General features: G+C 52.1%; 24 protein-coding genes. 17 read left to right on the forward strand and 7 right to left on the reverse strand.

Going from position 1 to position 20716, the window contains the following annotated elements; translation table 11 throughout:
• Positions 1–3: 3 nt before the first annotated feature.
• Positions 4–771, forward strand: a complete 768-nt coding sequence (gene gloB / locus DFR47_RS07970; RefSeq protein ID WP_113943816.1) for a hydroxyacylglutathione hydrolase — start codon at positions 4–6, stop codon at positions 769–771.
• Positions 772–795: 24 nt separating this feature from the next.
• A complete protein-coding gene (locus DFR47_RS22085) occupies positions 796–1305 on the forward strand; it encodes a hypothetical protein (RefSeq protein ID WP_245416482.1) in 510 nt (169 codons plus the stop codon).
• 70 nt (positions 1306–1375) lie between these two features.
• Here DFR47_RS22085 and DFR47_RS07980 read toward each other — a convergent pair whose 3' ends face one another.
• Positions 1376–2224 (reverse strand): DUF3108 domain-containing protein, encoded by an 849-nt coding sequence (locus tag DFR47_RS07980; RefSeq protein ID WP_170137456.1) that lies wholly within the window; start codon positions 2222–2224, stop codon positions 1376–1378.
• 328 nt (positions 2225–2552) lie between these two features.
• On the opposite strand from DFR47_RS07980, the gene rpmB reads away from it, so the two are divergent.
• Both rpmB and DFR47_RS07990 read left to right on the forward strand, forming a co-directional pair.
• Complete coding sequence (rpmB, locus tag DFR47_RS07985; protein ID WP_113943818.1) at positions 2553–2846, forward strand: 50S ribosomal protein L28; 294 nt, start codon at positions 2553–2555, stop codon at positions 2844–2846.
• Positions 2847–2926: 80 nt separating this feature from the next.
• The gene (locus tag DFR47_RS07990) at positions 2927–3595 is read left to right on the forward strand and encodes a VUT family protein (RefSeq protein WP_245416483.1); all 669 of its coding nucleotides are present in this window, start codon (positions 2927–2929) and stop codon (positions 3593–3595) included.
• Between the two features lie 136 nt (positions 3596–3731).
• Here DFR47_RS07990 and cobT read toward each other — a convergent pair whose 3' ends face one another.
• From cobT to DFR47_RS08005, 3 genes are all read right to left on the reverse strand, one after another.
• Entirely contained in the window at positions 3732–5618 is a 1887-nt protein-coding gene (cobT, locus tag DFR47_RS07995) for a cobaltochelatase subunit CobT (protein WP_113943819.1), read from the reverse strand.
• Positions 5619–5713: 95 nt separating this feature from the next.
• Positions 5714–6700, reverse strand: coding sequence for a cobaltochelatase subunit CobS (gene cobS, locus DFR47_RS08000; RefSeq protein ID WP_113943820.1), 987 nt, complete (start codon positions 6698–6700; stop codon positions 5714–5716).
• Positions 6701–7012: 312 nt separating this feature from the next.
• Positions 7013–7636 (reverse strand): J domain-containing protein, encoded by a 624-nt coding sequence (locus DFR47_RS08005; RefSeq protein WP_113943821.1) that lies wholly within the window; start codon positions 7634–7636, stop codon positions 7013–7015.
• A gap of 180 nt (positions 7637–7816) precedes the next feature.
• Here DFR47_RS08005 and DFR47_RS08010 point away from each other — a divergent pair, with 180 nt between their 5' ends.
• Both DFR47_RS08010 and DFR47_RS08015 read left to right on the forward strand, forming a co-directional pair.
• Positions 7817–8146, forward strand: coding sequence for a BolA family protein (locus DFR47_RS08010; RefSeq protein WP_113943822.1), 330 nt, complete (start codon positions 7817–7819; stop codon positions 8144–8146).
• Between the two features lie 221 nt (positions 8147–8367).
• Positions 8368–8628, forward strand: coding sequence for a DUF2798 domain-containing protein (locus DFR47_RS08015; protein ID WP_113944002.1), 261 nt, complete (start codon positions 8368–8370; stop codon positions 8626–8628).
• Between the two features lie 67 nt (positions 8629–8695).
• On the opposite strand, the gene aroB is transcribed toward DFR47_RS08015, so the two are convergent.
• The 3 genes from aroB to DFR47_RS08030 all read right to left on the reverse strand — a co-directional run bounded on the left by aroB (position 8696) and on the right by DFR47_RS08030 (position 11509).
• Entirely contained in the window at positions 8696–9820 is a 1125-nt protein-coding gene (gene aroB, locus DFR47_RS08020) for a 3-dehydroquinate synthase (protein WP_113943823.1), read from the reverse strand.
• A gap of 15 nt (positions 9821–9835) precedes the next feature.
• The gene (locus DFR47_RS08025) at positions 9836–10444 is read right to left on the reverse strand and encodes a shikimate kinase (protein WP_113943824.1); all 609 of its coding nucleotides are present in this window, start codon (positions 10442–10444) and stop codon (positions 9836–9838) included.
• Positions 10445–10543: 99 nt separating this feature from the next.
• Complete coding sequence (locus DFR47_RS08030; RefSeq protein WP_113943825.1) at positions 10544–11509, reverse strand: tyrosine recombinase XerC; 966 nt, start codon at positions 11507–11509, stop codon at positions 10544–10546.
• A gap of 91 nt (positions 11510–11600) precedes the next feature.
• Here DFR47_RS08030 and rimM point away from each other — a divergent pair, with 91 nt between their 5' ends.
• From rimM to DFR47_RS08085, 11 genes are all read left to right on the forward strand, one after another.
• Positions 11601–12224: a ribosome maturation factor RimM gene (gene rimM, locus DFR47_RS08035; protein WP_113943826.1), complete on the forward strand. Its 624-nt coding sequence runs from the start codon at positions 11601–11603 to the stop codon at positions 12222–12224.
• Entirely contained in the window at positions 12224–12919 is a 696-nt protein-coding gene (gene trmD / locus DFR47_RS08040) for a tRNA (guanosine(37)-N1)-methyltransferase TrmD (protein WP_113944003.1), read from the forward strand. Before rimM ends, trmD begins: the two co-directional genes overlap by 1 nt.
• Positions 12919–13272 (forward strand): DUF4260 domain-containing protein, encoded by a 354-nt coding sequence (locus DFR47_RS08045; protein ID WP_113943827.1) that lies wholly within the window; start codon positions 12919–12921, stop codon positions 13270–13272. Before trmD ends, DFR47_RS08045 begins: the two co-directional genes overlap by 1 nt.
• 212 nt (positions 13273–13484) lie before the next feature.
• Entirely contained in the window at positions 13485–13922 is a 438-nt protein-coding gene (gene rplS, locus DFR47_RS08050) for a 50S ribosomal protein L19 (protein ID WP_113943828.1), read from the forward strand.
• Positions 13923–14165: 243 nt separating this feature from the next.
• Positions 14166–15575, forward strand: coding sequence for a 3-isopropylmalate dehydratase large subunit (gene leuC / locus DFR47_RS08055; protein ID WP_113943829.1), 1410 nt, complete (start codon positions 14166–14168; stop codon positions 15573–15575).
• Between the two features lie 251 nt (positions 15576–15826).
• Positions 15827–16294 (forward strand): GNAT family N-acetyltransferase, encoded by a 468-nt coding sequence (locus DFR47_RS08060; RefSeq protein ID WP_113943830.1) that lies wholly within the window; start codon positions 15827–15829, stop codon positions 16292–16294.
• 428 nt (positions 16295–16722) lie between these two features.
• Positions 16723–17124 (forward strand): succinate dehydrogenase, cytochrome b556 subunit, encoded by a 402-nt coding sequence (gene sdhC, locus DFR47_RS08065; RefSeq protein ID WP_113943831.1) that lies wholly within the window; start codon positions 16723–16725, stop codon positions 17122–17124.
• A 13-nt stretch (positions 17125–17137) separates the two neighbouring features.
• The gene (gene sdhD / locus DFR47_RS08070) at positions 17138–17521 is read left to right on the forward strand and encodes a succinate dehydrogenase, hydrophobic membrane anchor protein (RefSeq protein ID WP_113943832.1); all 384 of its coding nucleotides are present in this window, start codon (positions 17138–17140) and stop codon (positions 17519–17521) included.
• An 8-nt stretch (positions 17522–17529) separates the two neighbouring features.
• A complete protein-coding gene (gene sdhA / locus DFR47_RS08075) occupies positions 17530–19365 on the forward strand; it encodes a succinate dehydrogenase flavoprotein subunit (RefSeq protein WP_113943833.1) in 1836 nt (611 codons plus the stop codon).
• A 17-nt stretch (positions 19366–19382) separates the two neighbouring features.
• Positions 19383–20162: a succinate dehydrogenase iron-sulfur subunit gene (locus tag DFR47_RS08080; RefSeq protein ID WP_113943834.1), complete on the forward strand. Its 780-nt coding sequence runs from the start codon at positions 19383–19385 to the stop codon at positions 20160–20162.
• A 173-nt stretch (positions 20163–20335) separates the two neighbouring features.
• Positions 20336–20707, forward strand: a complete 372-nt coding sequence (locus DFR47_RS08085; protein ID WP_113943835.1) for a VOC family protein — start codon at positions 20336–20338, stop codon at positions 20705–20707.
• Positions 20708–20716: the final 9 nt, after the last annotated feature.

Below are 20716 nucleotides of genomic sequence, written 5' to 3' on the forward strand. Positions count from 1 at the left end.
ACTATGATGGCTCGTCTTGAAATTGAACAATTCTATTGTCGTGAAGATAATTTCGGCGTGCTGATTCATGATCCGGAAACCGGACTGACGGCATCAATTGATGCGCCGGAAGAGCTGGCAATCCGTTCTGCTTTGGCGCGTCGCGGCTGGAAGCTCGATTATATTTTTACCACGCATCATCATTTCGACCATGTTGATGCCAATGAAGCATTGAAACGCGCATATGGTGCCAAGATCACAGGGCCTTCTGCGGAGAAAATTCCGGGTTCAGATCGCGGCGTCAAAGACGGCGACACGTTTCAGTTTGGCAGTTTCGAAGTACAGGTGATTGCCACACCCGGTCATACAGCGGGAGAGGTGAGCTATTATCTGCCGCAGGCAAAGGTTGTTTTCACCGGCGATACTCTATTCGCGCTTGGTTGCGGCCGTCTGTTTGAAGGTACACCGGCGGATATGTATGCATCGCTGCAAAAACTGGCCTTGCTGCCGGTGGATGTGAAAGTCTATTGCGGACATGAATATACACTGAGCAATCTGCGGTTTGCGCTGGATGTGGATGGCGGTAATCCGGCACTGAAAGAACGTGGTCGCGAGATTGAACGGCTGCGGGCAGAAGGCATGCCGACTTTGCCAACCAGTATCGGCCTGGAAATGGCTACCAATCCGTTTTTACGCACGCATGACAGTGCGATTGCTAAACGGCTTGGGATGGAAGATGCCAGTGAATTACAGATCTTTGCGGAACTGCGCAAACGCAAAGACCACTTCTGATATAAGCCAATTTTGGTAAGGGTAATGAATATGATCTGTCTGTTCCGTCGTCCGGCTCTTACATTGATGGCTGGGTCTTTTTTAGCAATGGCTGGTCTTGCTGACTTGCCTTTGACAGACAATCAGGCATTCGCACAAAGTTTTTCGGAAATGGCCAAGCCGGAGGTACCGGCTGAGGTAAACAATTATCCGCTGGATGAAGCATTCCTGACGAAGATGGAAGCGGCACAGGCGGAGCTTAATACAATCGATATGTCGGGCCAAAGTAATGATGAAGCCGGTACCGGCGATCACTCTCCGAAGGCACTGGCTGCCCGTATTGAAAAACAGCCTAAAGTGATGGATGTGCTGAAAAAGCACGGATTGACAGCGCAGGATTATATCTACGGTTATTTTGCACTGGTCAGCAGCGTGAGCGCTGTGGAAGCTGAGGATGAAGAGCAGATTGTTGACGAGCTGCAGGGTATCAATCCGGCACACATCGCCTTTGGCAAACAATATCTTGATCGCATTCATAAGCTGATGGGTGAGTAATCACTGATCTGAAGCGGAGAGCATTTCGGTTGAATGCCATCTCCGCTTGAATATTTAGGTCGTCAGAGTGCTATTTTGTCTTTTCAAAGCGTGTTGCACGCACTTTGACTGTACCGATCTGTGTGCCGACACTGGCAGCGACAGGCGCATAAATACCGGCACCCTGGTTGTCCGTATTCAGTGAGGCAAAACTGATCGTGATTTTGCTTTTATCGGCCAGATAGCGCACGGATTTTTTATCTTTTTCATAGCCTGAGACCGGCACAAATCTGGCATTGCAGGTGATTGCAGTGCCATCAAAGCCTTTGATTGAAAACCGCTCGGTACCAGCCGGACTTAGCCGGATTTGTGCGCGTGTTTGTCCGTCAAAAATCTGTAAAGTCCGGTTACAGACCGCAGCAGCTGACGGGCTTGTGATCATCATCGAGCTGATCGGATCAAAAACGGCTTTCAGATCATTGGCACCCAGCTCTGCCCAAGGTTCCACTTTGTTGATCGACGGCTGGTTATCATAGCTGCTGACTGAGCCGTTTTTGAAATTGATAGATGTGCGCTTGTGTTTTTTGCCACTCCGATAGGTAGTCAGATAGGAGACCGGCTGTACTGTTGCTGCAGAGCCTTGTTTGAGCATTGTGCCGTTAATGTTGATGGAGCCTTTGGTGCTGTCAAAAATCTTGGCAATTCCGGAGCTGTGGAACTTACCGTCAAGCGCATAGCTGGTATCGGTTATTCTGGTGGTCATCTCAGAACGCGCAATTGTCATACCAAAAATATAAATTCCGTATTCCGTGCGATAGCCGGAATCAGCAGCGAATGCAGTACCAGACATCAACGACGCGGCTGAGAGCAGAGCCATCGTCAGCAGTCGTTTTGTACCTGCGTTTTTTTGTGTATTTGCAGCCTTAACAGTCAATGGCATGCGCATCTCCCTTGAGACTCACCTGAGCGGATATTACAGTCCTATAGGCCTGAAACCGCAGCACAGGTTCTTTTTGTGCCCGCTAATTCTATGATAAAAGCGGCAAAATGGGGTCAAAGACAGTCAATTCCTTGTCATTGGCGCTGTAATCGGCTGAAACGGCTTGACGACAACGGCTGCTTTCACTATAGAAACCCGACTTTCCCAATGGGCCGCTGTCCGATATTGCGCGCCGAGACATATCAATTTTATATTGATTATGCTTGAAGCGAAGACGGTATCGGGTATTTGTGCCGGGGCCTGAAACAGAATTTTGAAGGTGAGACCAATGTCCCGCGCTTGTGAACTGACCGGTAAAGCGGTCCTCTACGGCAACAATGTAAGCCATGCGAACAACAAGTCGCGTCGCCGTTATTTGCCAAATCTTTGCAATGTAACCCTGATGTCCGATGCAATGGGCCAGAGCTACCGTCTGCGTATTACTGCACATGCACTGCGTTCCGTAGAGCATCGCGGTGGTCTGGATGCATTCCTTGCAAAATCTTCAGACAACGAGCTGTCACAGCGCGCACGTCTGCTGAAGCGTCAGGTTGCTAAGAAGCTGGCTGAAGCTGCTGCTTAATTCCGGTTGCGACCAGATTTAGTTTGCTAAAGGCCGGTTTATCCGGCCTTTTTGCTGGTTCCATTACCCAGGATAAAAAAATGCCGTTACAGCATAATTCCGCTTTAAAAGCGTTGATTTTTCCCGTTCTTGCCATGTGTGCGGCTGTCGCCGCCTCCAATATTCTCGTGCAATATCCCGTGCATTATCTGGGTTTGCAGGAAATTCTCACTTATGGCGCCTTTACCTATCCGTTTGCCTTTCTGGTCAATGATCTGACCAATCGTCGCTTTGGCCCCCAGCGTGCCCGCCAAGTGGTTTATGCCGGTTTCGCGCTGGGTGTGATCATGTCGATCTGGCTTGCCAGCCCGCGCCTTGCTGTGGCCTCAGGAAGTGCGTTTCTGTTCGCGCAATTGCTTGATATCAGTGTGTTCAGCCGCCTGCGCCGTTTGCGCTGGTGGAAAGCGCCATTAGCGGCAGCATTGTGCGGGTCAGTTCTGGATACGATTCTGTTCTTCTCGCTGGCTTTTGCGGCACCTTTTGCAGTGCTTGATACGGCTTTCGGCCTTGCCGATAGCTCCATGATTGATCAGGTACAGTGGTTTGGTCTGACTATGCCGCTGTGGCTGTCACTGGCGCTTGGTGACTTCGGTATCAAGGTGCTGATGAGTGTGGTGATGCTGGTGCCTTACGGGGCGATTCTGGCGCTGTTTGCACCGTCAATCTATGGTGCCGGCAAATCCGATGCTGCTAAACCGGCTTCTCGATAAATTTTCGAATAAGGTCATAAAAAAATGCCTCCCGCAGGGTGACCTGTACGGGAGGCATTTTATTTTTGATTGAGTTTATTCTCTGATTTCAAAGTGTTGGAGCGACCTTTGTGTGCCAATTATGGCACACGGCGCTCTAGCCTCTGCCGCGACCACGCTTTGGCTGCTCCTGATCGTCAAACAGCGATGCGAGCTGTTCAGTCATGGCACCGGCCAGTTCTTCTGCATCAACAATTGTCACAGCGCGTTGGTAATAGCGTGTCACGTCATGGCCGATACCAATCGCAATCAGTTCAACCGGTGAACGGTTTTCAATCTCGTCGATCACGGCACGTAGATGGCGTTCCAGATAATTGCCCGGATTAACCGACAGGGTCGAATCATCCACCGGCGCACCATCGGAAATGACCATCAGGATTTTGCGCTGTTCAGGGCGGCCGAGCATACGCTGATGTGCCCACATCAGCGCTTCACCGTCGATGTTTTCTTTCAGCAGGCCTTCACGCATCATCAGGCCGAGATTGCGTCGTGCACGGCGCCACGGGGCGTCTGCACTCTTATAAACGATATGACGCAGATCGTTCAGACGACCCGGCTGTGCAGGTTTACCGCGATCCAGCCATGCTTCACGTGACTGGCCGCCTTTCCACGCTTTGGTGGTAAAGCCGAGAATCTCTACCTTCACACCGCACCGTTCCAGCGTGCGCGCCAGAATATCGGCACAGGTTGCCGCAACAGTAATCGGACGACCACGCATGGAACCGGAATTGTCGATAATCAGGCTGACAACCGTATCGCGGAAATTGGTATCGCGTTCGGTTTTAAACGACAGCGGCTGAGTCGGATCAATCACCACGCGCACCAGCTTGGCACTGTCGAGGTGACCTTCTTCCAGATCGAACAACCATGAACGATTCTGCTGTGCCATCAGACGGCGCTGCAGACGGTTGGCGAGGCGTCCGACAACACCCTGCAGATTTGCAAGCTGCTTGTCGAGGAAGCCGCGCAGACGCTCCAGCTCCGCATCGTCGCAAAGATCCGTTGCTTCTACAATTTCGTCGAATTCGCGGGTGAAAACTTTGTAATCATTATGTTTGTCGAAATCGGCAAAAGGCTGGTTTGACCGGCGTGCTTCGCCCGGTGTTTCCGCATCTTCTTCTTCGCCATCATCCGCATCTTCATAGGCAGCATCTTCAGCTTCCAGATCACCGCGCTCGCGGTCATCATTGGTATCTTCAGAACTGTCACCGTCACCGGATTGGTTTTCTGCATCTTCTTCCGATGCACCTTCCTGTGATTCTTCCGGATCGGCCTGTTCTTCCTGCTGGCTTTCTTCGTCGTCGCTTTCAGACGGTTCGGCCAGCTCTTCAGCCATATCCAGTGCAACCAGCATTTCACGCACCAGTCGCGCATAATCCTGCTGGCTGTTCAGGCGGTCGCCAAGGGTTTCAAGCCGGTCACCGGCTTTGTCTTCAATCCAGTCGCGCCACAGCTCAACCACATTGCCTGCCTGTACAGGCGGGCGATAGCCGGTGAGTTTTTCACGGACGAGTAGAGAAATAGCTTCTTCGATCGGTGCATCATCGCGCGAGGTGATCGCGGAATAATTGGCGCGGCTGTATTTGTCTGCCAGCATTGCTGAGAGATTGCTTGCCACGCCTTCCATAGCGAGTGCACCGATGGCTTCAACGCGTGCCTGTTCAACCGCATCATAGATGGCGCGTGCCTGCTGCCCCTGAGGCGCTAGCTGCGCGTGAATGCGCGGATCATGACGGGCATGACGCAGTGCCATGGAATCGCCAAGGCCACGGATGATGGAAATATCGTCGGCAGTCGGACGTTTTGGCAAATCTGGCAGGCGGGCATGATTGCCGGTCAGTGCCGGACGGTCATGGCTGAAACCAACCTCAAATTCATTGCTTCCGGCGATTGCGCGCACACAGGCTGTGACCGCACGTTTGAAAGGTTCGGAATCGACCGGACCTTTAGGACGTTCGCGTGTGTTATCGCCGGGGCCTGCCATGATGAAACTGCCTTATATCAGAAGAACTTAACCTTATTTCGCGTCACAATGAAGCGAGACGCCCCCGTGAGATACGGGGACGTTATATTTACGCTTTAAGCGAGAACGACATTAACCGCTGATTCCGGCAGTTCTTCGCCGAAAGCACGCTGATAGAACTCAGCAACGATGGAACGTTCCAGTTCGTCGCATTTGTTCAGGAAGGTTAAGCGGAATGCAAAGCCGACATCGGTGAAAATATTGGCATTTTCAGACCATGTAATCACAGTACGCGGGCTCATCACGGTCGACAGATCGCCGTTGATGAAAGCCTGACGGGTCATGTCGGCAACGCGAACCATTTTCGAGACGATCTCACGGCCTTCCGCATTCTGGTAATGCTTGGATTTGGCGAGAATAATCTCAACTTCATTGTCATGCGGCAGATAGTTCAGCGTGGTAACAATCGACCAACGATCCATCTGCGCCTGGTTGATCTGCTGGGTACCGTGGTAAAGACCGGTGGTGTCGCCGAGACCAACAGTGTTTGCAGTCGCAAACATGCGGAAAGCCGGATGCGGGTTGATAACGCGGCTCTGGTCGAGCAGAGTCAGACGACCTGACGCTTCCAATACGCGCTGGATCACGAACATCACGTCCGGACGACCGGCATCATATTCGTCGAAAACCAGAGCAACATTGTTCTGGTAAGCCCAAGGCAGGATACCGTCCTTGAATTCAGTAACCTGCATACCGTCTTTAACAACGATGGCATCTTTACCGATCAGATCAATACGGCTGACATGGCTGTCGAGGTTAACACGCACACACGGCCAGTTCAGGCGGGATGCAACCTGTTCAATATGGGTGGATTTACCGGTACCGTGGTAACCGGAAACCATGACGCGGCGGTTATAGGCAAAGCCGGCGAGAATCGCCAAGGTTGTCTGGCGGTCAAAAATGTAATCCGGATCTGCATCCGGTACATGCGGATCTTTTTTGCTATATGCGGGCACGATCATATCGGAATCAATCCCGAACACTTCACGCACCGATACAGTTGTGTCCGGCATATTGGTTATGTCGAGATCAACCTTGCTCATCATGCCTCCTGAGCGGCGCCTGCATGCCGCTATATCATCATATGTTCAGAGGGGTTTACTTGTTTTCCGGTGGCGGAAAATCCCTCTATCTCTTTATTTTACAACAGAGCCGAAGAGAAGCCGGCGCTGCTTTGCCTTAAAGGCCGTTTCTGAGTGTCTTGGCTCAGTTTTTACCACATAGCCAGTTCCGGTTTTTCTGTGAAACGACCTGAAATGCTGTGCCGGTGTATTTGTTACAGACAGGTTTTCAGAGGGCGAAAACTATCTTCCTCCGGTATTTCTCCGGTGCTCCCTGAAATAGTCTTTGCCTGTTTAGCAAAAACCTGCGGTCTTTAGCAATTGATAAGCTTGCACAACTTCACGGAAACGCTCTTCCGAACCGCGATCGCCGCCGTTGGCGTCAGGGTGGTGCTGTTTTACCAGCTCTTTATAGCGCGATTTGATCTCGTCACTGGTCGAATTTGCCGCAATGCCCAGTGTTGCAAAAGCCTTGGATTCGAGCGGACGCGGGCGTCTGGTCGGGGTCGCAGCTTCGGCGCGGGCACGGGTCTGTTCAAACAGGTTCAGCGGATCACGAATCTTATTGTGATAGGCAGCTGTACCGGAGCGCATGCGGGCAAACTGGTTGGCAGTCTGACGCGATGTTGTGTTTTTGGTTGTTGTCCATGTCGGGCGGTCGCCGACAGCCGCATTCTTCTGGAACTTAGCGATTTCTTCGTCGCTCAATCCTGAGAAGGCGTTGAAATTTTTGTTATATTCACGGACGTGATTAATGCAAAAGTGCAGATAAAGTCCTTCACGCGCACCGCCCGCCGGGGCTTTGTGCGTGCCGATTTCTTCGCAACCCTCCCACTGGCATTGCGGGCCAGCCGGTTTTTTATCTTCTTTACGGGTGCCAATACGGATGCTGTCAAAAAATTTTGAATTCGTTGCCATGATATCAATATTAAGGGGTCAGATCTGGTGATACAAGAATTGACATTTCACGACGCATGACCAAACCCTGCGGGGCCGAGAGTCGAAGCAGACGTGAAATCGGGATTTAGCTGCATTATGTATACCGGAATGGTAACGCATGCACATAACATAGTCCCTATATGGGGGCAGGAGATCAGAATGTCTATTCCTTTGACGCGCCAAGAGCGGATTACCGCAAAACTATCTGAGGCTTTTCAGCCTGTGTTGCTTGATGTCATCAATGAAAGCCATCTTCATGCCGGCCATCACCATACAGACGGCGGTCATGAAGAAGTATTCGACGGTACCGGTGAAACACATTACCGCGTTGTAATTGTGGCAGAGGCATTTACGGGTTTGAGCCGTGTTGACCGTCATCGTGCGATCAATGCGCAACTGGATGAGGAATTGCAGAGCGGTCTGCATGCTATTGCACTGGAACCGAGTGCACCGGGCGAACCGACCCGCCGCAGCCGCAAGCAGGCCTGATACTCAATACCGGAGCAATCGCATGCGGGCGGTTGCTCTTTTCTGTGCTGTTTTAGACTTGTCTCACCGGCAGTCCGGTGTTATTGAAGCCGCAGTGAGCCAGAGGCTCTTCCGTAAGCGTCTAACGTTAAGCAACGCATCTTTTCCGGTCTTACACCGGCTTTCCTGTTATCACAGGACGGATGTGTATGTGTGAGATCGCAATTTTACGGAATAAAATTATGCAATCTTCCAATTCTGTTTCTGCTTTTCCAAAGCTTCCTGCGCGGTATATTTCGGTTGTTATGCCGTTTATTCTCTCGGTGCTGATGACTTTTGTTGTCTCGCTGATCGCCACGCTGAAAAATCTCGGATTTTCGGCTGATCTTCTGACGCATTGGATGCCCGCATGGGGTTTGTCGTGGATCGTGGCATTTCCGGTATTGTTGCTGGTGCTGCCACTGGTACGGCGGCTCGTCGGCATTGTGTGTCACAAGCCATAAGTGCTTAAACAAAACCGCTCGCAAAGATCATTTGCGAGCGGTTTATTTTAAGTATCGTGTAAAATTATCAGGCCAGTTTGTCTTCAAGGAAAGCCTGTACATCCGCAGCATTAACATCCTTGGCAATGAAAGACTGGCCGAGACCACGGGTCAGAATGAAAGTCAGCGAACCGCGCGAGACTTTCTTATCCTGCGCGATATAAGACATCAGCACATCTGCGGAAGGCAGTCCGGCAATCTCTTTCATCGAAACCGGCAGGCCGACAGCTTTCAAATGCTTTTCAACCCGTACAGCAATATCTTCTGAAATCAGACCGAGACGTGTGGAGAACTGGTGCGCCAGTACCATGCCGATGGCAACGGCTTCACCATGCACGAGGCGTGAAGAATCATAATTAGTCGCTGTTTCCAGTGCATGACCGAATGTATGGCCGAGATTGAGCAAAGCGCGGTCACCGGTTTCGCGCTCATCGCGGGCAACAACGGCTGCTTTGGCACGGCAGGAGGTGGCAATAGCGTGCTGGCGTGCTGCGCCGCCCGCAAAGACATCCTGCCAGTTGTTTTCCAGCCATGCGAAGAATTCCGGCTGGTCGATCAGTCCGTATTTGGCAACTTCTGCGTAACCGGCAGCAAATTCACGTTTGCTCAAAGTGTCGAGAATACCGGTATCGGCCAGCACCAGTTGCGGCTGGTTGAAAACGCCGACAAGATTTTTGCCGTAAGCGGTGTTGATGCCGGTTTTGCCGCCGACAGACGAATCAACCTGTGCCAGCAATGAAGTCGGAATCTGGATGAAATTCATACCTCGGCGCACAATACCGGCTACAAAACCGGCAAGATCACCGATCACACCACCGCCAAAAGCAATCACAGCATCACCGCGCTCAAGGCGGGCTTTGAGAATATCATTGGTCACAGATTCAAGAGTGGCAAAGCCTTTGGATTTTTCACCGGCTGCAACCACGACCGGTGTAGCAGTAATACCGGCAGCCTCCAGTGCGCTGAGCAGTACCGGCAGATGCAGCTTTGCCAGATTTTCATCGGTGACCACGGCCGCGCGGATGCCCGGCAGCCGCGAGGCAATTTCCTGACCGGCGCGGGCAATCAGGCCGCTGCCGATGAGAATGTCGTAAGAGCGATCTCCCAGAGATACATGAACGGTTTCGGTTGCGATGTTTCCGGCAGATGTCATGGGAGATACTCGTGTTCAGTCTTGGTGTGGTTCTGTATTGCGCAAATGATTGAGCAGCAAGGTGATGACTTCCTGTGCAATTACTTCGCGCTTCTCATCACGCGACATGATGCTCAGATCAGCGGTGGCATAGACCGGATAACGCTCGGTCATCAGTTTCTGCATCACAGCGCGGGGATCATCATTTTTCAAGAGCGGGCGATCATGACGGCGCAGCACGCGCTCCATCAGCACATCCAGTTCCGCATTCAGCCACACGGAAATACCGGCAGACGCAATATTCTCGCGGGTCTGTTCATTCATATAAGCGCCGCCGCCGGTGGCAAGGATCATTGATCCGCCTTCCAGCAGACGCTGCATAACGCGGCGCTCAAGATCACGGAATTCCGGCTCGCCATAGGAGGCAAACAATTCGGTAACGCTCATACGGGAGACATTTTCGATTTCAGTATCGAGATCAAAAAACGGCAATTCCAGCATCGAGGCCATTTTTTTGCCGATGGTGGACTTTCCTGCTCCCATAAGCCCGACAAGCACCACAGGGCGCTGGTTCAGAAGGGCTTTAACTTCTTCAGCTTGGCTGTGCAGATTAATCTGGTCAGCTTTTTTATTTTGGTTCGGCATCGTCTTCTTCTCATGACGGTGCTTCCGTTTGAAACACTTAACAAAGTCAATCGCTGCTGATCACATGCTTGTCAAGAAAGATCAGCAATTTTCTGCGTCTTATGCCCGAGGATGCGCTTTATCATAGATTTCCAGCAGGCGGTCTGTGTCTACGCCGGTATAGACCTGTGTGGTGGAAAGGCTGGCATGGCCGAGTAATTCCTGAATGGTACGCAGATCACCGCCGCGTGCCAGCAGATGGGTCGCAAAGGAGTGCCGCAGAGCGTGGGGCGTGGCGGTTTCCGGCAGGTTGAGAGCCGTGCGCATTCTCTGCATTTCCCGCTGAATAATCCCTGCATGGAGCGCACCGCCTTTAGCGCCACGAAACAGCGGTGCTTTGTAACTTAAATCAAAGGGGCATAAGCGGCGATATTCGGTAATCGCCTGATGGACAGCAGGGAGCAGCGGTACGAGACGGCTTTTGCCGCCTTTACCCTGAATTGTCAGCGAGCGGGCGGTCGTGTCAGCTACAGCTTCCGGCGTCAGCCCAAGCGCTTCGGAAATACGCAAGCCGCAGCCATAGAGTAAAGTGAGCACAGCGGCATTACGTGCGGCAATCCATCGTTCTTCCGCCAGTTGCTGCTTCGTGTCGACAACCCGCAAAGCGGCATCGGCCGTCAAAGGTTTCGGCAGCGATTTGGGCTGGCGCGGAGCGCGAATGGCACTGGCGCCGGCTGCATTGGCCAGTCCCTGTTTTTCAAGATAGCGTAATAATGAGCGCACACCGGCAAGGCCGCGCCCGAGTGTGCGGGCACCCGCACCGTCATTACGCCGCGATGCCAGATAGGAGCGCAAATCTGCAATACGCAATGCGGAGACATCTTTCAGCGCCGGTGGCATACCGAGATGACCGGTCATGAATTGCAGAAACTGACGTGTATCACGCTCATAGGCATCCAGCGTATGGGCGGCCAGCCGCCGGCTGTTGGCTAAGCTTCCGAGCCAGTCCTGACGTGCCTGATTGAGGTCCGGCGCGGCGATAATCAGAAATTCTGCTTTAGAGGTTTCCGTTTTGGCTGTTTGCATGGATTGAATCTGTAATCCGGTTATCCTAATAAAAATACAGTTTCTCATGGTCGGGTTACGGAACCGTTGCCGCCGCAGTTTAAGGTCTTTCATGTCTTCTCAGAAAAAAGGCAGCCCAGTGAGGGTTGCAAATCTTGATAATCCGGTTCAGCTCGCCGTTATCGGCGCGGCTCATGGCATCAAAGGGGAAGTGCGCGTTAAAACCTATACGGGCGACCCGCTGGATCTGGGTTCCTATGGTCTGCTCTATGATACATCCGGCAAGAGCTATGAAATTTTGTCGATCCGCCCGAGCAAAACTGTGGTCGTGGTGCGCTTTGCCGGTGTGGATGACCGCAATGCGGCGGAAGCACTGAACGGTAAAGAGCTTTACGTGGATCATGCGCAACTGCCGCAGGATCTGGATGAAGACGAGTTTTATTACACCGATCTGATCGGTCTTGCCGTGCGAGACAGTGCAGGTGTGTCCTATGGTAAAGTCTCTGCTGTGTTTAATTTCGGCGGGGGTGATGTGCTGGAGATTAAAGAAAGCGGCAAAAAGCCGGTTTTAATCCCGTTTACCTTGGTTTCTGTGCCTGAAATCCTGATGGAAGATGGTGCGATCCTGATTGATCCGCTGGCCGCCGGTCTGGTTGATGACGGTTCCACATCTGCGGATGAAGAAGGTGAAGAGCCGGACGCACCTGAGACTGATGATGACGGATGGGCGCGGTAATGACTTTCAAAGCCTCTGTCCTGACCCTTTATCCTGAAATGTTTCCGGGGCCGCTGGGCTCTGCCCTTGCAGGGCGCGCTTTGCGCGATGATAAATGGCAGCTTGAAACTGTGCAGATCAGAGATTTTGCCCCCGATAAACACCGGATGGTTGATGATACACCGGCTGGCGGCAGTGCCGGTATGGTGATGAAGCCGGATGTTGTGGCCAGAGCGCTTGATAGTTTGGAGCAGGACAACCGTCCGCGTATTCTGATGAGCCCGCGCGGAAGGCCGCTGACACAGGATCTGGTGCGCGAACTGGCGAGCGGCGAGGGCGCAGTGATTCTCTGCGGGCGCTTTGAGGGTGTGGACGAACGGGTTATTGAAGCGCGCAATCTGATGGAAGTATCGGTCGGGGATTACATTCTCTCCGGCGGTGAAACCGGTGCGATTGTGCTGCTTGATGCGATTGTCCGCCTGATTCCGGGGGTGATGGGCAATCATGAATCCGGTGAAACCGAGAGTTTTGAAACCGGTCTGCTTGAGCATCCGCATTATACCCGCCCGCAGGAATGGGAAGGTCGCTCTATTCCGGCAGTATTGACGTCCGGTAATCATAAGGCTGTCGATCAGTGGCGATTGGAAGAAGCAAAGCGCATTACCCGTGAGCGCCGCCCCGATCTGTGGGAGGCTTATCAGAACAGGAGCAAATGATGCAGATTCTGAGACGTGCGGAATATGCAGCTGTTTTTCTGATTGTTTTGTGGCTTTACGCGCAAAGCGGAGCAAGCTGGTGGTTGTTCGCAGCGCTGTTTCTGGTGCCGGATCTGACTATGGCGGGTTATGCTTTTGGCAATCGTACCGGTGCGCTGGTTTATAATGCAGGGCATAGTTTTCTGGGCGTTGCCGCGCTCGGCCTGATTATGCATTTGTCAGGGCAGGACTGGCTGTGGCCTTATGCGCTGATCTGGGCGGCGCATATCGCATTCGACCGGATACTCGGCTACGGGCTGAAATATGCCTCTGCGTTTCAGGATACACATCTGGGGCGTATCGGGCGTAATTGAATCAGAACTTCTTGCAGAGGTGAGTTGATTCACAGGCGGTAATGGTGTATTGCCGCCTCACATTTCGGGATTTCCTGAAATCCGATTTTCGTTGACCTGAAATCAATGAGTAGTGAAACCGCTCCTGCCTTTACGGCATAGCATGACGGCAAAGACTGTTTTGCAAGTGATAGCGCTCTGACTGTTCGAGAAGAATCAGAAGGATTAAAACTATGAACATTATTAAGCAGCTCGAAGCTGAACAGATTGCAAAGATTGCTGAAAAGCGCGTTCTTCCTGTATTTGACGCTGGTGACACAGTTCGCGTTCTCGTACGCGTAACTGAAGGCACACGTACACGTGTACAGGCTTACGAAGGCGTTTGCATTGCACGTTCGGGCGCAGGTCTGCAGGAAAGCTTTACCGTTCGTAAGATTTCTTACGGCGAAGGCGTAGAGCGCGTATTCCCTGTTTATTCTCCGCTGGTTGAAGGCGTTGAAGTTGTTCGTCGCGGTAAAGTACGTCGCGCGAAACTTTACTACCTTCGTGGTCTTACAGGTAAGGCTGCCCGTATCGTTGAGAAAAAAGACAATCGTTCGAAAGCTGAACGTGAAGCAGACAAGCGCGCTGCTGAGCGTGATGCTGCTGCCAAGGCTGCAGCTGCAGAATAACTTCTGTCAGTTACGATTTTTTGAATTTCAATTGATAAGGGCGGCCTCAATGGCCGCCCTTTTCTTTTTGCAAAGATTAAATGCCGCTTAGGTAATAATCTTGCTGCGACACCCTGTTCCGCTTGTCATTTCTTGACGAAAAGGCGTGAGAGGTGCATATGAACCATAATCATATCGGTTCTGTAGTGCTGTGATTGCCGGGAGGCTGAGGCTGCAGAACGCTTGCAAAGGATAACAAGACCCATGAGCGCGCCGCGTACACTCTATGACAAGATCTGGGACGATCATCTGGTAGATCAGCAGGATGACGGTACCTGCCTGCTTTATATTGATCGCCATCTTGTGCATGAAGTGACCAGCCCTCAGGCTTTTGAAGGCCTGCGTATGGCTGGCCGTAAAGTGCGTCATCCGGAACGCACACTGGCTGTTGTTGACCATAACGTGCCGACATCGGCAGATCGTATCAACGGCATCAAGAACGAAGAAAGCCGTATTCAGGTTGAAGCTCTGGCCAAAAATGCGGCTGAGTTTGGCGTTGAATATTATTCCGAGCGCGATAAGCGTCAGGGCGTTGTGCATATTGTCGGCCCTGAACAGGGTTTCACGCTGCCGGGCATGACCATTGTTTGCGGCGACAGCCACACATCAACCCACGGTGCTTTCGGCTCGTTGGCACATGGTATCGGTACGTCCGAAGTGGAACACGTACTGGCCACCCAGACACTGATCCAGAAAAAAGCTAAAAACATGCTGGTGCGTGTGGATGGCAAACTGGCAGCAGGTGTGACCGCTAAAGACATTACACTGGCGATTATCGGTAAAATTGGCACCGCCGGCGGTACCGGTTACGTGATTGAATATGCCGGTGATGCAATCACCTCTTTGACTATGGAAGGCCGTATGACGGTCTGTAACATGTCGATTGAGGGCGGTGCACGCGCCGGTCTGATCGCACCGGATCAGACGACTTTTGATTATATCCGCGGCAAGCCGCGCGCACCAAAAGGCGAACAGCTCGAACAGGCTATGGCTTATTGGAAGACGCTGAGCACAGATGAAGGTGCACATTTCGATAAGATTGTGACCCTTGATGCAGCGGAAATTTCGCCGGTTGTTACATGGGGCTCTTCACCGGAAGATGTGGTTTTTGTGACCGATGTGGTGCCTAATCCGGATGATATTCAGGATGACACCAAGCGTTCATCGAAATGGCGTGCGCTGGAATATATGGATCTGAAGCCTGGTACAAAGATCACCGATATCGCGATTGACCGCGTCTTTATCGGCTCCTGCACCAATGGCCGTATTGAAGATCTGCGCGATGCTGCACGTATGGTTGAAGGCAAAAAAGTTGCTGCTTCTGTCAGTGCAATGATTGTTCCGGGTTCCGGCCTTGTCAAAGAAATGGCTGAAGCAGAAGGTCTGGACAAGATTTTCATCGAAGCAGGCTTTGACTGGCGTGAGCCGGGTTGCTCCATGTGTCTGGCGATGAATGATGACCGATTGGCACCGGGGGAGCGTTGCGCATCCACTTCAAACCGTAACTTTGAAGGTCGTCAGGGCTTTAAAGGCCGCACCCATCTGGTATCGCCTGCAATGGCAGCCGCCGCAGCTGTGGCGGGGCACTTTGTTGATATCCGTGACTGGAACTAAGCTTTTCAGCTTTTAAAAAAATAAAACCCGCCCATTGCGTAAGATCAATGGGCGGTTTTTTCTTTTCAGCTAAAACAGTGCTGATTAGACTAGAGCGTGTCGCGTTTAATCGTACCCACTAAGCTCGCTCTGGATTTTTTTGATTGTCGCATGATCGCGGTAGCTCAAATAAGTCCATTTAGCTGCGACATGCTCTGGTGTTTTTAAAAGAAGCAGTTACTCTGCTTCGTAGTCTCAATGGGGAAACTATCATGACACAGGATCACGCTATTGATATTTCACTGCTTCACTTACGTGATGCCCGTGAGCTTGCCCCGTTGCTGGCCGATTATGCGCAGGCGCTGAAGCGCGGTGCGCCGCGCCGTCCGGATGAATATTATGCGGAAAAACTGCTGCAGGATCGCAGCGCCGAATTGCTTGGTGCACGACTTGACGGTGTGCTGGTCGGTTTTGTGATTTTCTATGATTTGCCGGAGCCGGTATCGGGTATGCGTGCCGGACAGGTCGATCATATTTATGTGCATCATGACCACCGCAAAAAGGGCATCGCCAAAGCATTGATTGATGTACTGGCCGACAAGGCCGAAGAGCGCTCATGGAGCAAATTGGCGCTTAATGCACCACGCCAGCCGGAAGACGGACGCAAGCTGTATGAACAGGTCGCAGCCACTGCGGACTGGAGCAGTTTTGTGATTCGTTTCGCACCACATCTGCAATAAATGCGCTGATATGCTATCTGGCGGTTCAAATTCAGGACAATTTCCTTGCCGCCGGATTTTATTTTTCTGACAGTTGTCCGGAAATAGCGCGCATAAAACCGTTTAAAACGCCATCTCTCTGCTCAGGTGCGACTAATTGCATGGCTGGTCGCATGGTTGTGACTTTGACGTGGTGACAAAAGCGCAGTAGATAAGCCCTAACATGGTCGTCCTTTAAACGATCTTGGCCGTATTCGCTCTACTGCGCGGTTCTGAGCATTCAGCTACAGCAATTGTGCAGCATGTTATTATGACAGAGTTTTCTTGTATGGTGTTCGCAGGAGCATCATACAAGAGGACTCTGTTGGGCATGAACAGACCCTGAATTTTGCCGGAGAACCGGCTTGTTTAATGTGGCCTGTTTATCGGTAACTTTTACCAGGATAGCTATGACAACAAGACCAATAGTCAAAAGCCAGCGCCCGCTGTCACCGCATTTGTCGATTTATAAACCGGCAATCACGATGACGACGTCGATTATTCACCGTATTACCGGCGGCGCTCTTTATTTCGGCACTGTATTGCTTGCCGTATGGCTGATTTCCGCAGCAGTCAGCGAAGATTGCTTTAATTTCGTCAATGGCCTGTTCGGCTCTTGGGTAGGGCAGCTTGTGCTGTTCGGCTACACATGGGCACTGATGCAGCATCTGGCGGGCGGTATCCGCCATTTCATCTGGGATATGGGCGCAGGCCTCGAAAAACACACCGCCAGCAAAATGGCTTGGGCGACTGTGGTATTTTCCGTGATTGCGACAATCCTGATCTGGGTTGTGGCTTACAGCCTGCGCTGAGAGGACAGATATTATGCAAGATATGCGTACCCCTCTGGGTAAGGTTCGCGGCCTCGGTTCCGCGAAAGAAGGCACCGGCCATTTCTGGACACAGCGTATGAGTGCCGTGGCACTTGTTCCGCTGGTGATTTACTTTATCGGTCTGATTATCTGCCTCAATGGTGCAGATTACACCGAAGTCCGCGCTGCAATCGCCCATCCGTTTAATGCGATTGTTATGGCATTGTTTGTTCTGACCGGTGTTTATCACATGCGTCTGGGCATGCAGGTTATTATCGAAGATTATATTCATGGCGAAGGCCTGAAGATTGTTTGCGTTATGCTCAACACCTTCTTTGCGATTGTTGTTGGCGGCGCGAGTGTATTTGCAATCCTCAAGCTCAGCTTCGGAGGTTGATAGGCCAAATGGCAACAACTAAAGATAAGGCTGCTAACGGCAGCAAATACACCTTTGTTGATCACAAATTTGACGTTGTGGTTGTTGGTGCCGGTGGTGCAGGCTTGCGTGCAACACTGGGCATGGCAGAGCAGGGCTTTAAAACAGCCTGTATTACCAAAGTTTTCCCGACGCGCTCCCATACGGTTGCAGCGCAGGGCGGTATTGCTGCTTCGCTTTCCAACATGGGTCCGGACAGCTGGCAGTGGCATATGTATGACACTGTTAAAGGTTCCGACTGGCTCGGTGATACAGACGCCATGGAATATCTGGCCCGTGAAGCGCCTGCGGCGGTTTATGAGCTGGAACATTACGGCGTACCGTTCTCCCGTACCGAGGAAGGCAAAATCTATCAGCGTCCGTTCGGCGGTCATATGCAGAACTACGGTGATGGTCCGCCGGTACAGCGTACCTGTGCTGCTGCTGACCGTACCGGTCACGCTATTCTGCACACACTTTACGGCCAGTCACTCAAGAACAATGCGCAGTTCTTTATCGAATATTTCGCGCTTGATCTGATTATGACTGACGGTGTTTGCACCGGCGTTGTGGCATGGAATCTGGATGACGGTACGATTCACCGTTTCTCCGCCAAAATGGTTGTTCTGGCCACCGGCGGTTACGGTCGTTCTTACTTCTCAGCGACATCCGCGCACACCTGCACAGGTGACGGCGGCGGTATGGCTGCCCGTGCCGGTCTGCCTCTGCAGGATATGGAATTCGTTCAGTTCCATCCGACCGGTATTTACGGCGCAGGCTGCCTGATTACTGAAGGCGCACGCGGTGAAGGCGGCTATCTGGTTAACTCCGAAGGCGAGCGCTTCATGGAGCGTTATGCTCCTTCTGCCAAGGATCTGGCATCGCGTGACGTTGTGTCCCGCTGCATGACCATCGAGATTCGTGAAGGCCGCGGCGTTGGCAAGAACAAAGATCACATCTATCTGCATCTGGATCATCTGGATCCGGCAATTCTGCATGAGCGCCTGCCAGGTATTTCGGAAAGCGCCAAGATTTTTGCCGGTGTTGATCTGACCAAAGAGCCTATTCCGGTTCTGCCGACTGTTCACTACAATATGGGCGGCGTGCCGACCAACTATTGGGGTGAAGTGCTGAACCCGACCGAAGAAAATCCGGATCGTGTACAGCCGGGTCTGATGGCTGTTGGTGAAGCCGGTTGTGCGTCCGTTCATGGTGCAAACCGTCTTGGCTCCAACTCGCTGATCGATCTCGTGGTGTTCGGCCGTGCGGCTGCAATCCGCGCCGGTGAAGTGATTGACCGTGAAGCTAAAATCCCTGATCTCAATGTTGCTGCCTGTGACAAGATCATGGATCGTTTCGATCGTCTGCGTTTTGCTGACGGCGGCACACCGACTGCTGTTCTGCGTGAAAAAATGCAGCGCACCATGCAGGAAGATGCTGCTGTGTTCCGTACTTCGGAATCCCTGAAACAGGGTTGTGAACGTATGGCTGAAATCTGGAAAGAAATGCCGGATATCAAAGTGACTGACCGGTCGCTGATCTGGAACTCCGACCTGATGGAAACGCTGGAGCTGGAAAACCTGATGGCCAATGCGATGACCACTGTTGTGGCCGCTGAAGCCCGTAAGGAAAGCCGCGGTGCCCATGCGCATGAAGATTTCCCGAACCGTGATGACGTGAACTGGCGCAAGCATTCGCTGTCCTGGCTCTCGGGAGACGGCAAGGTAACGCTCGGCTACCGTCCTGTTCATCTTGACCCGCTGGTCAAAGAAGAAGACGGCGGCATCAGCCTCGCTAAAATTGCGCCTAAAGCGCGCGTTTACTAAGGATTGGGGAAAGAGCAATGGTAGAACTGGCACTTCCCAAGAATTCGCAGATCCGTCCCGGCAAAGTCTGGGACAAGCCTGCGGGCGCAACGAACCTGCGTGAGTTCAAGATTTACCGCTGGTCGCCGGATGACGGTGAAAACCCGCGTCTCGACACATTCTATGTTGATCTTGATGATTGCGGCCCGATGGTTCTCGATGCACTTCTGTACATCAAGAACAAAATTGATCCGACATTGACGCTGCGCCGCTCATGCCGTGAAGGTATTTGCGGTTCCTGCGCGATGAATATTGATGGTTCGAATACGCTTGCATGCACCAAAGGCATGGAAGACATCAAAGGCACAGTTAAGATCTATCCTCTGCCGCATATGCCGGTTGTGAAAGATCTGGTGCCTGATCTCAGCCATTTCTATGCGCAGCATCGCTCCATTGAGCCATGGCTGAAAACGGTTTCGCCGGAGCCGCAGAAAGAGTGGCTGCAGAGCCATGAAGACCGCGCCAAACTGGACGGCCTTTATGAGTGCATTCTCTGCGCCTGCTGTTCGACTTCGTGCCCGAGCTACTGGTGGAACGGCGATCGTTATCTCGGACCTGCCGTATTGCTGCAGGCTTACCGCTGGTTGATTGATAGCCGCGATGAAGCAAAAGGCGAACGTCTCGATAATCTCGAAGATCCGTTCCGTCTTTATCGCTGCCACACGATCATGAACTGCGCGCAGACCTGCCCTAAAGGCCTGAACCCTGCGAAGGCGATTGCCGAAATCAAGAAAATGATGGTCGAGCGCCGCGTGTAATCGCGGTGAATAATAAAAACATTAAAAGGCACCGTTCGCGGTGCCTTTTTTATTATTTTTCACAAATCCGCCTGATTAAGCGCGCTTAAATTTTCACAGTTCACTCTGCAACTCTTGCGCGTTTTCTGCGTTTGGTGTTTGCATAAGTTGTGTAATCTTTGGCGGAGGCCGTTATGCTTGATCAGATCGGATTTATGGTCACCAATAAAGATAAAGCGCGGGTGTTTTATTCCGCTGCGCTGGCACCACTTGGTATTGATGCTGTCACGGAGTTTGGTAACTGGCAGGGCTATGGCCGTCACGGTAAGCCGGAATTCTGGATCGGCTCACAAAAAGGGTCAGCCTATAAAGGCCATATGCATCTGGCATTTCTTGCCGGTACACGCGGTGAGGTGGAGCGCTTTTATCAGGCAGCCCTCGGTGCTGGTGGTACCGAACATAGTGCGCCGGTCATACGCCCGAATTATCATGCCGATTATTATAGTGCTCTGGTTAAAGATCCTGACGGTCATATGATCGAAGTGGTCTGTCATATGCCATTATAAGAAAAGCCG

The sequence above is a fragment of the Pseudochrobactrum asaccharolyticum genome, from assembly GCF_003314995.1.
Lineage (GTDB): Bacteria > Pseudomonadota > Alphaproteobacteria > Rhizobiales > Rhizobiaceae > Pseudochrobactrum > Pseudochrobactrum asaccharolyticum.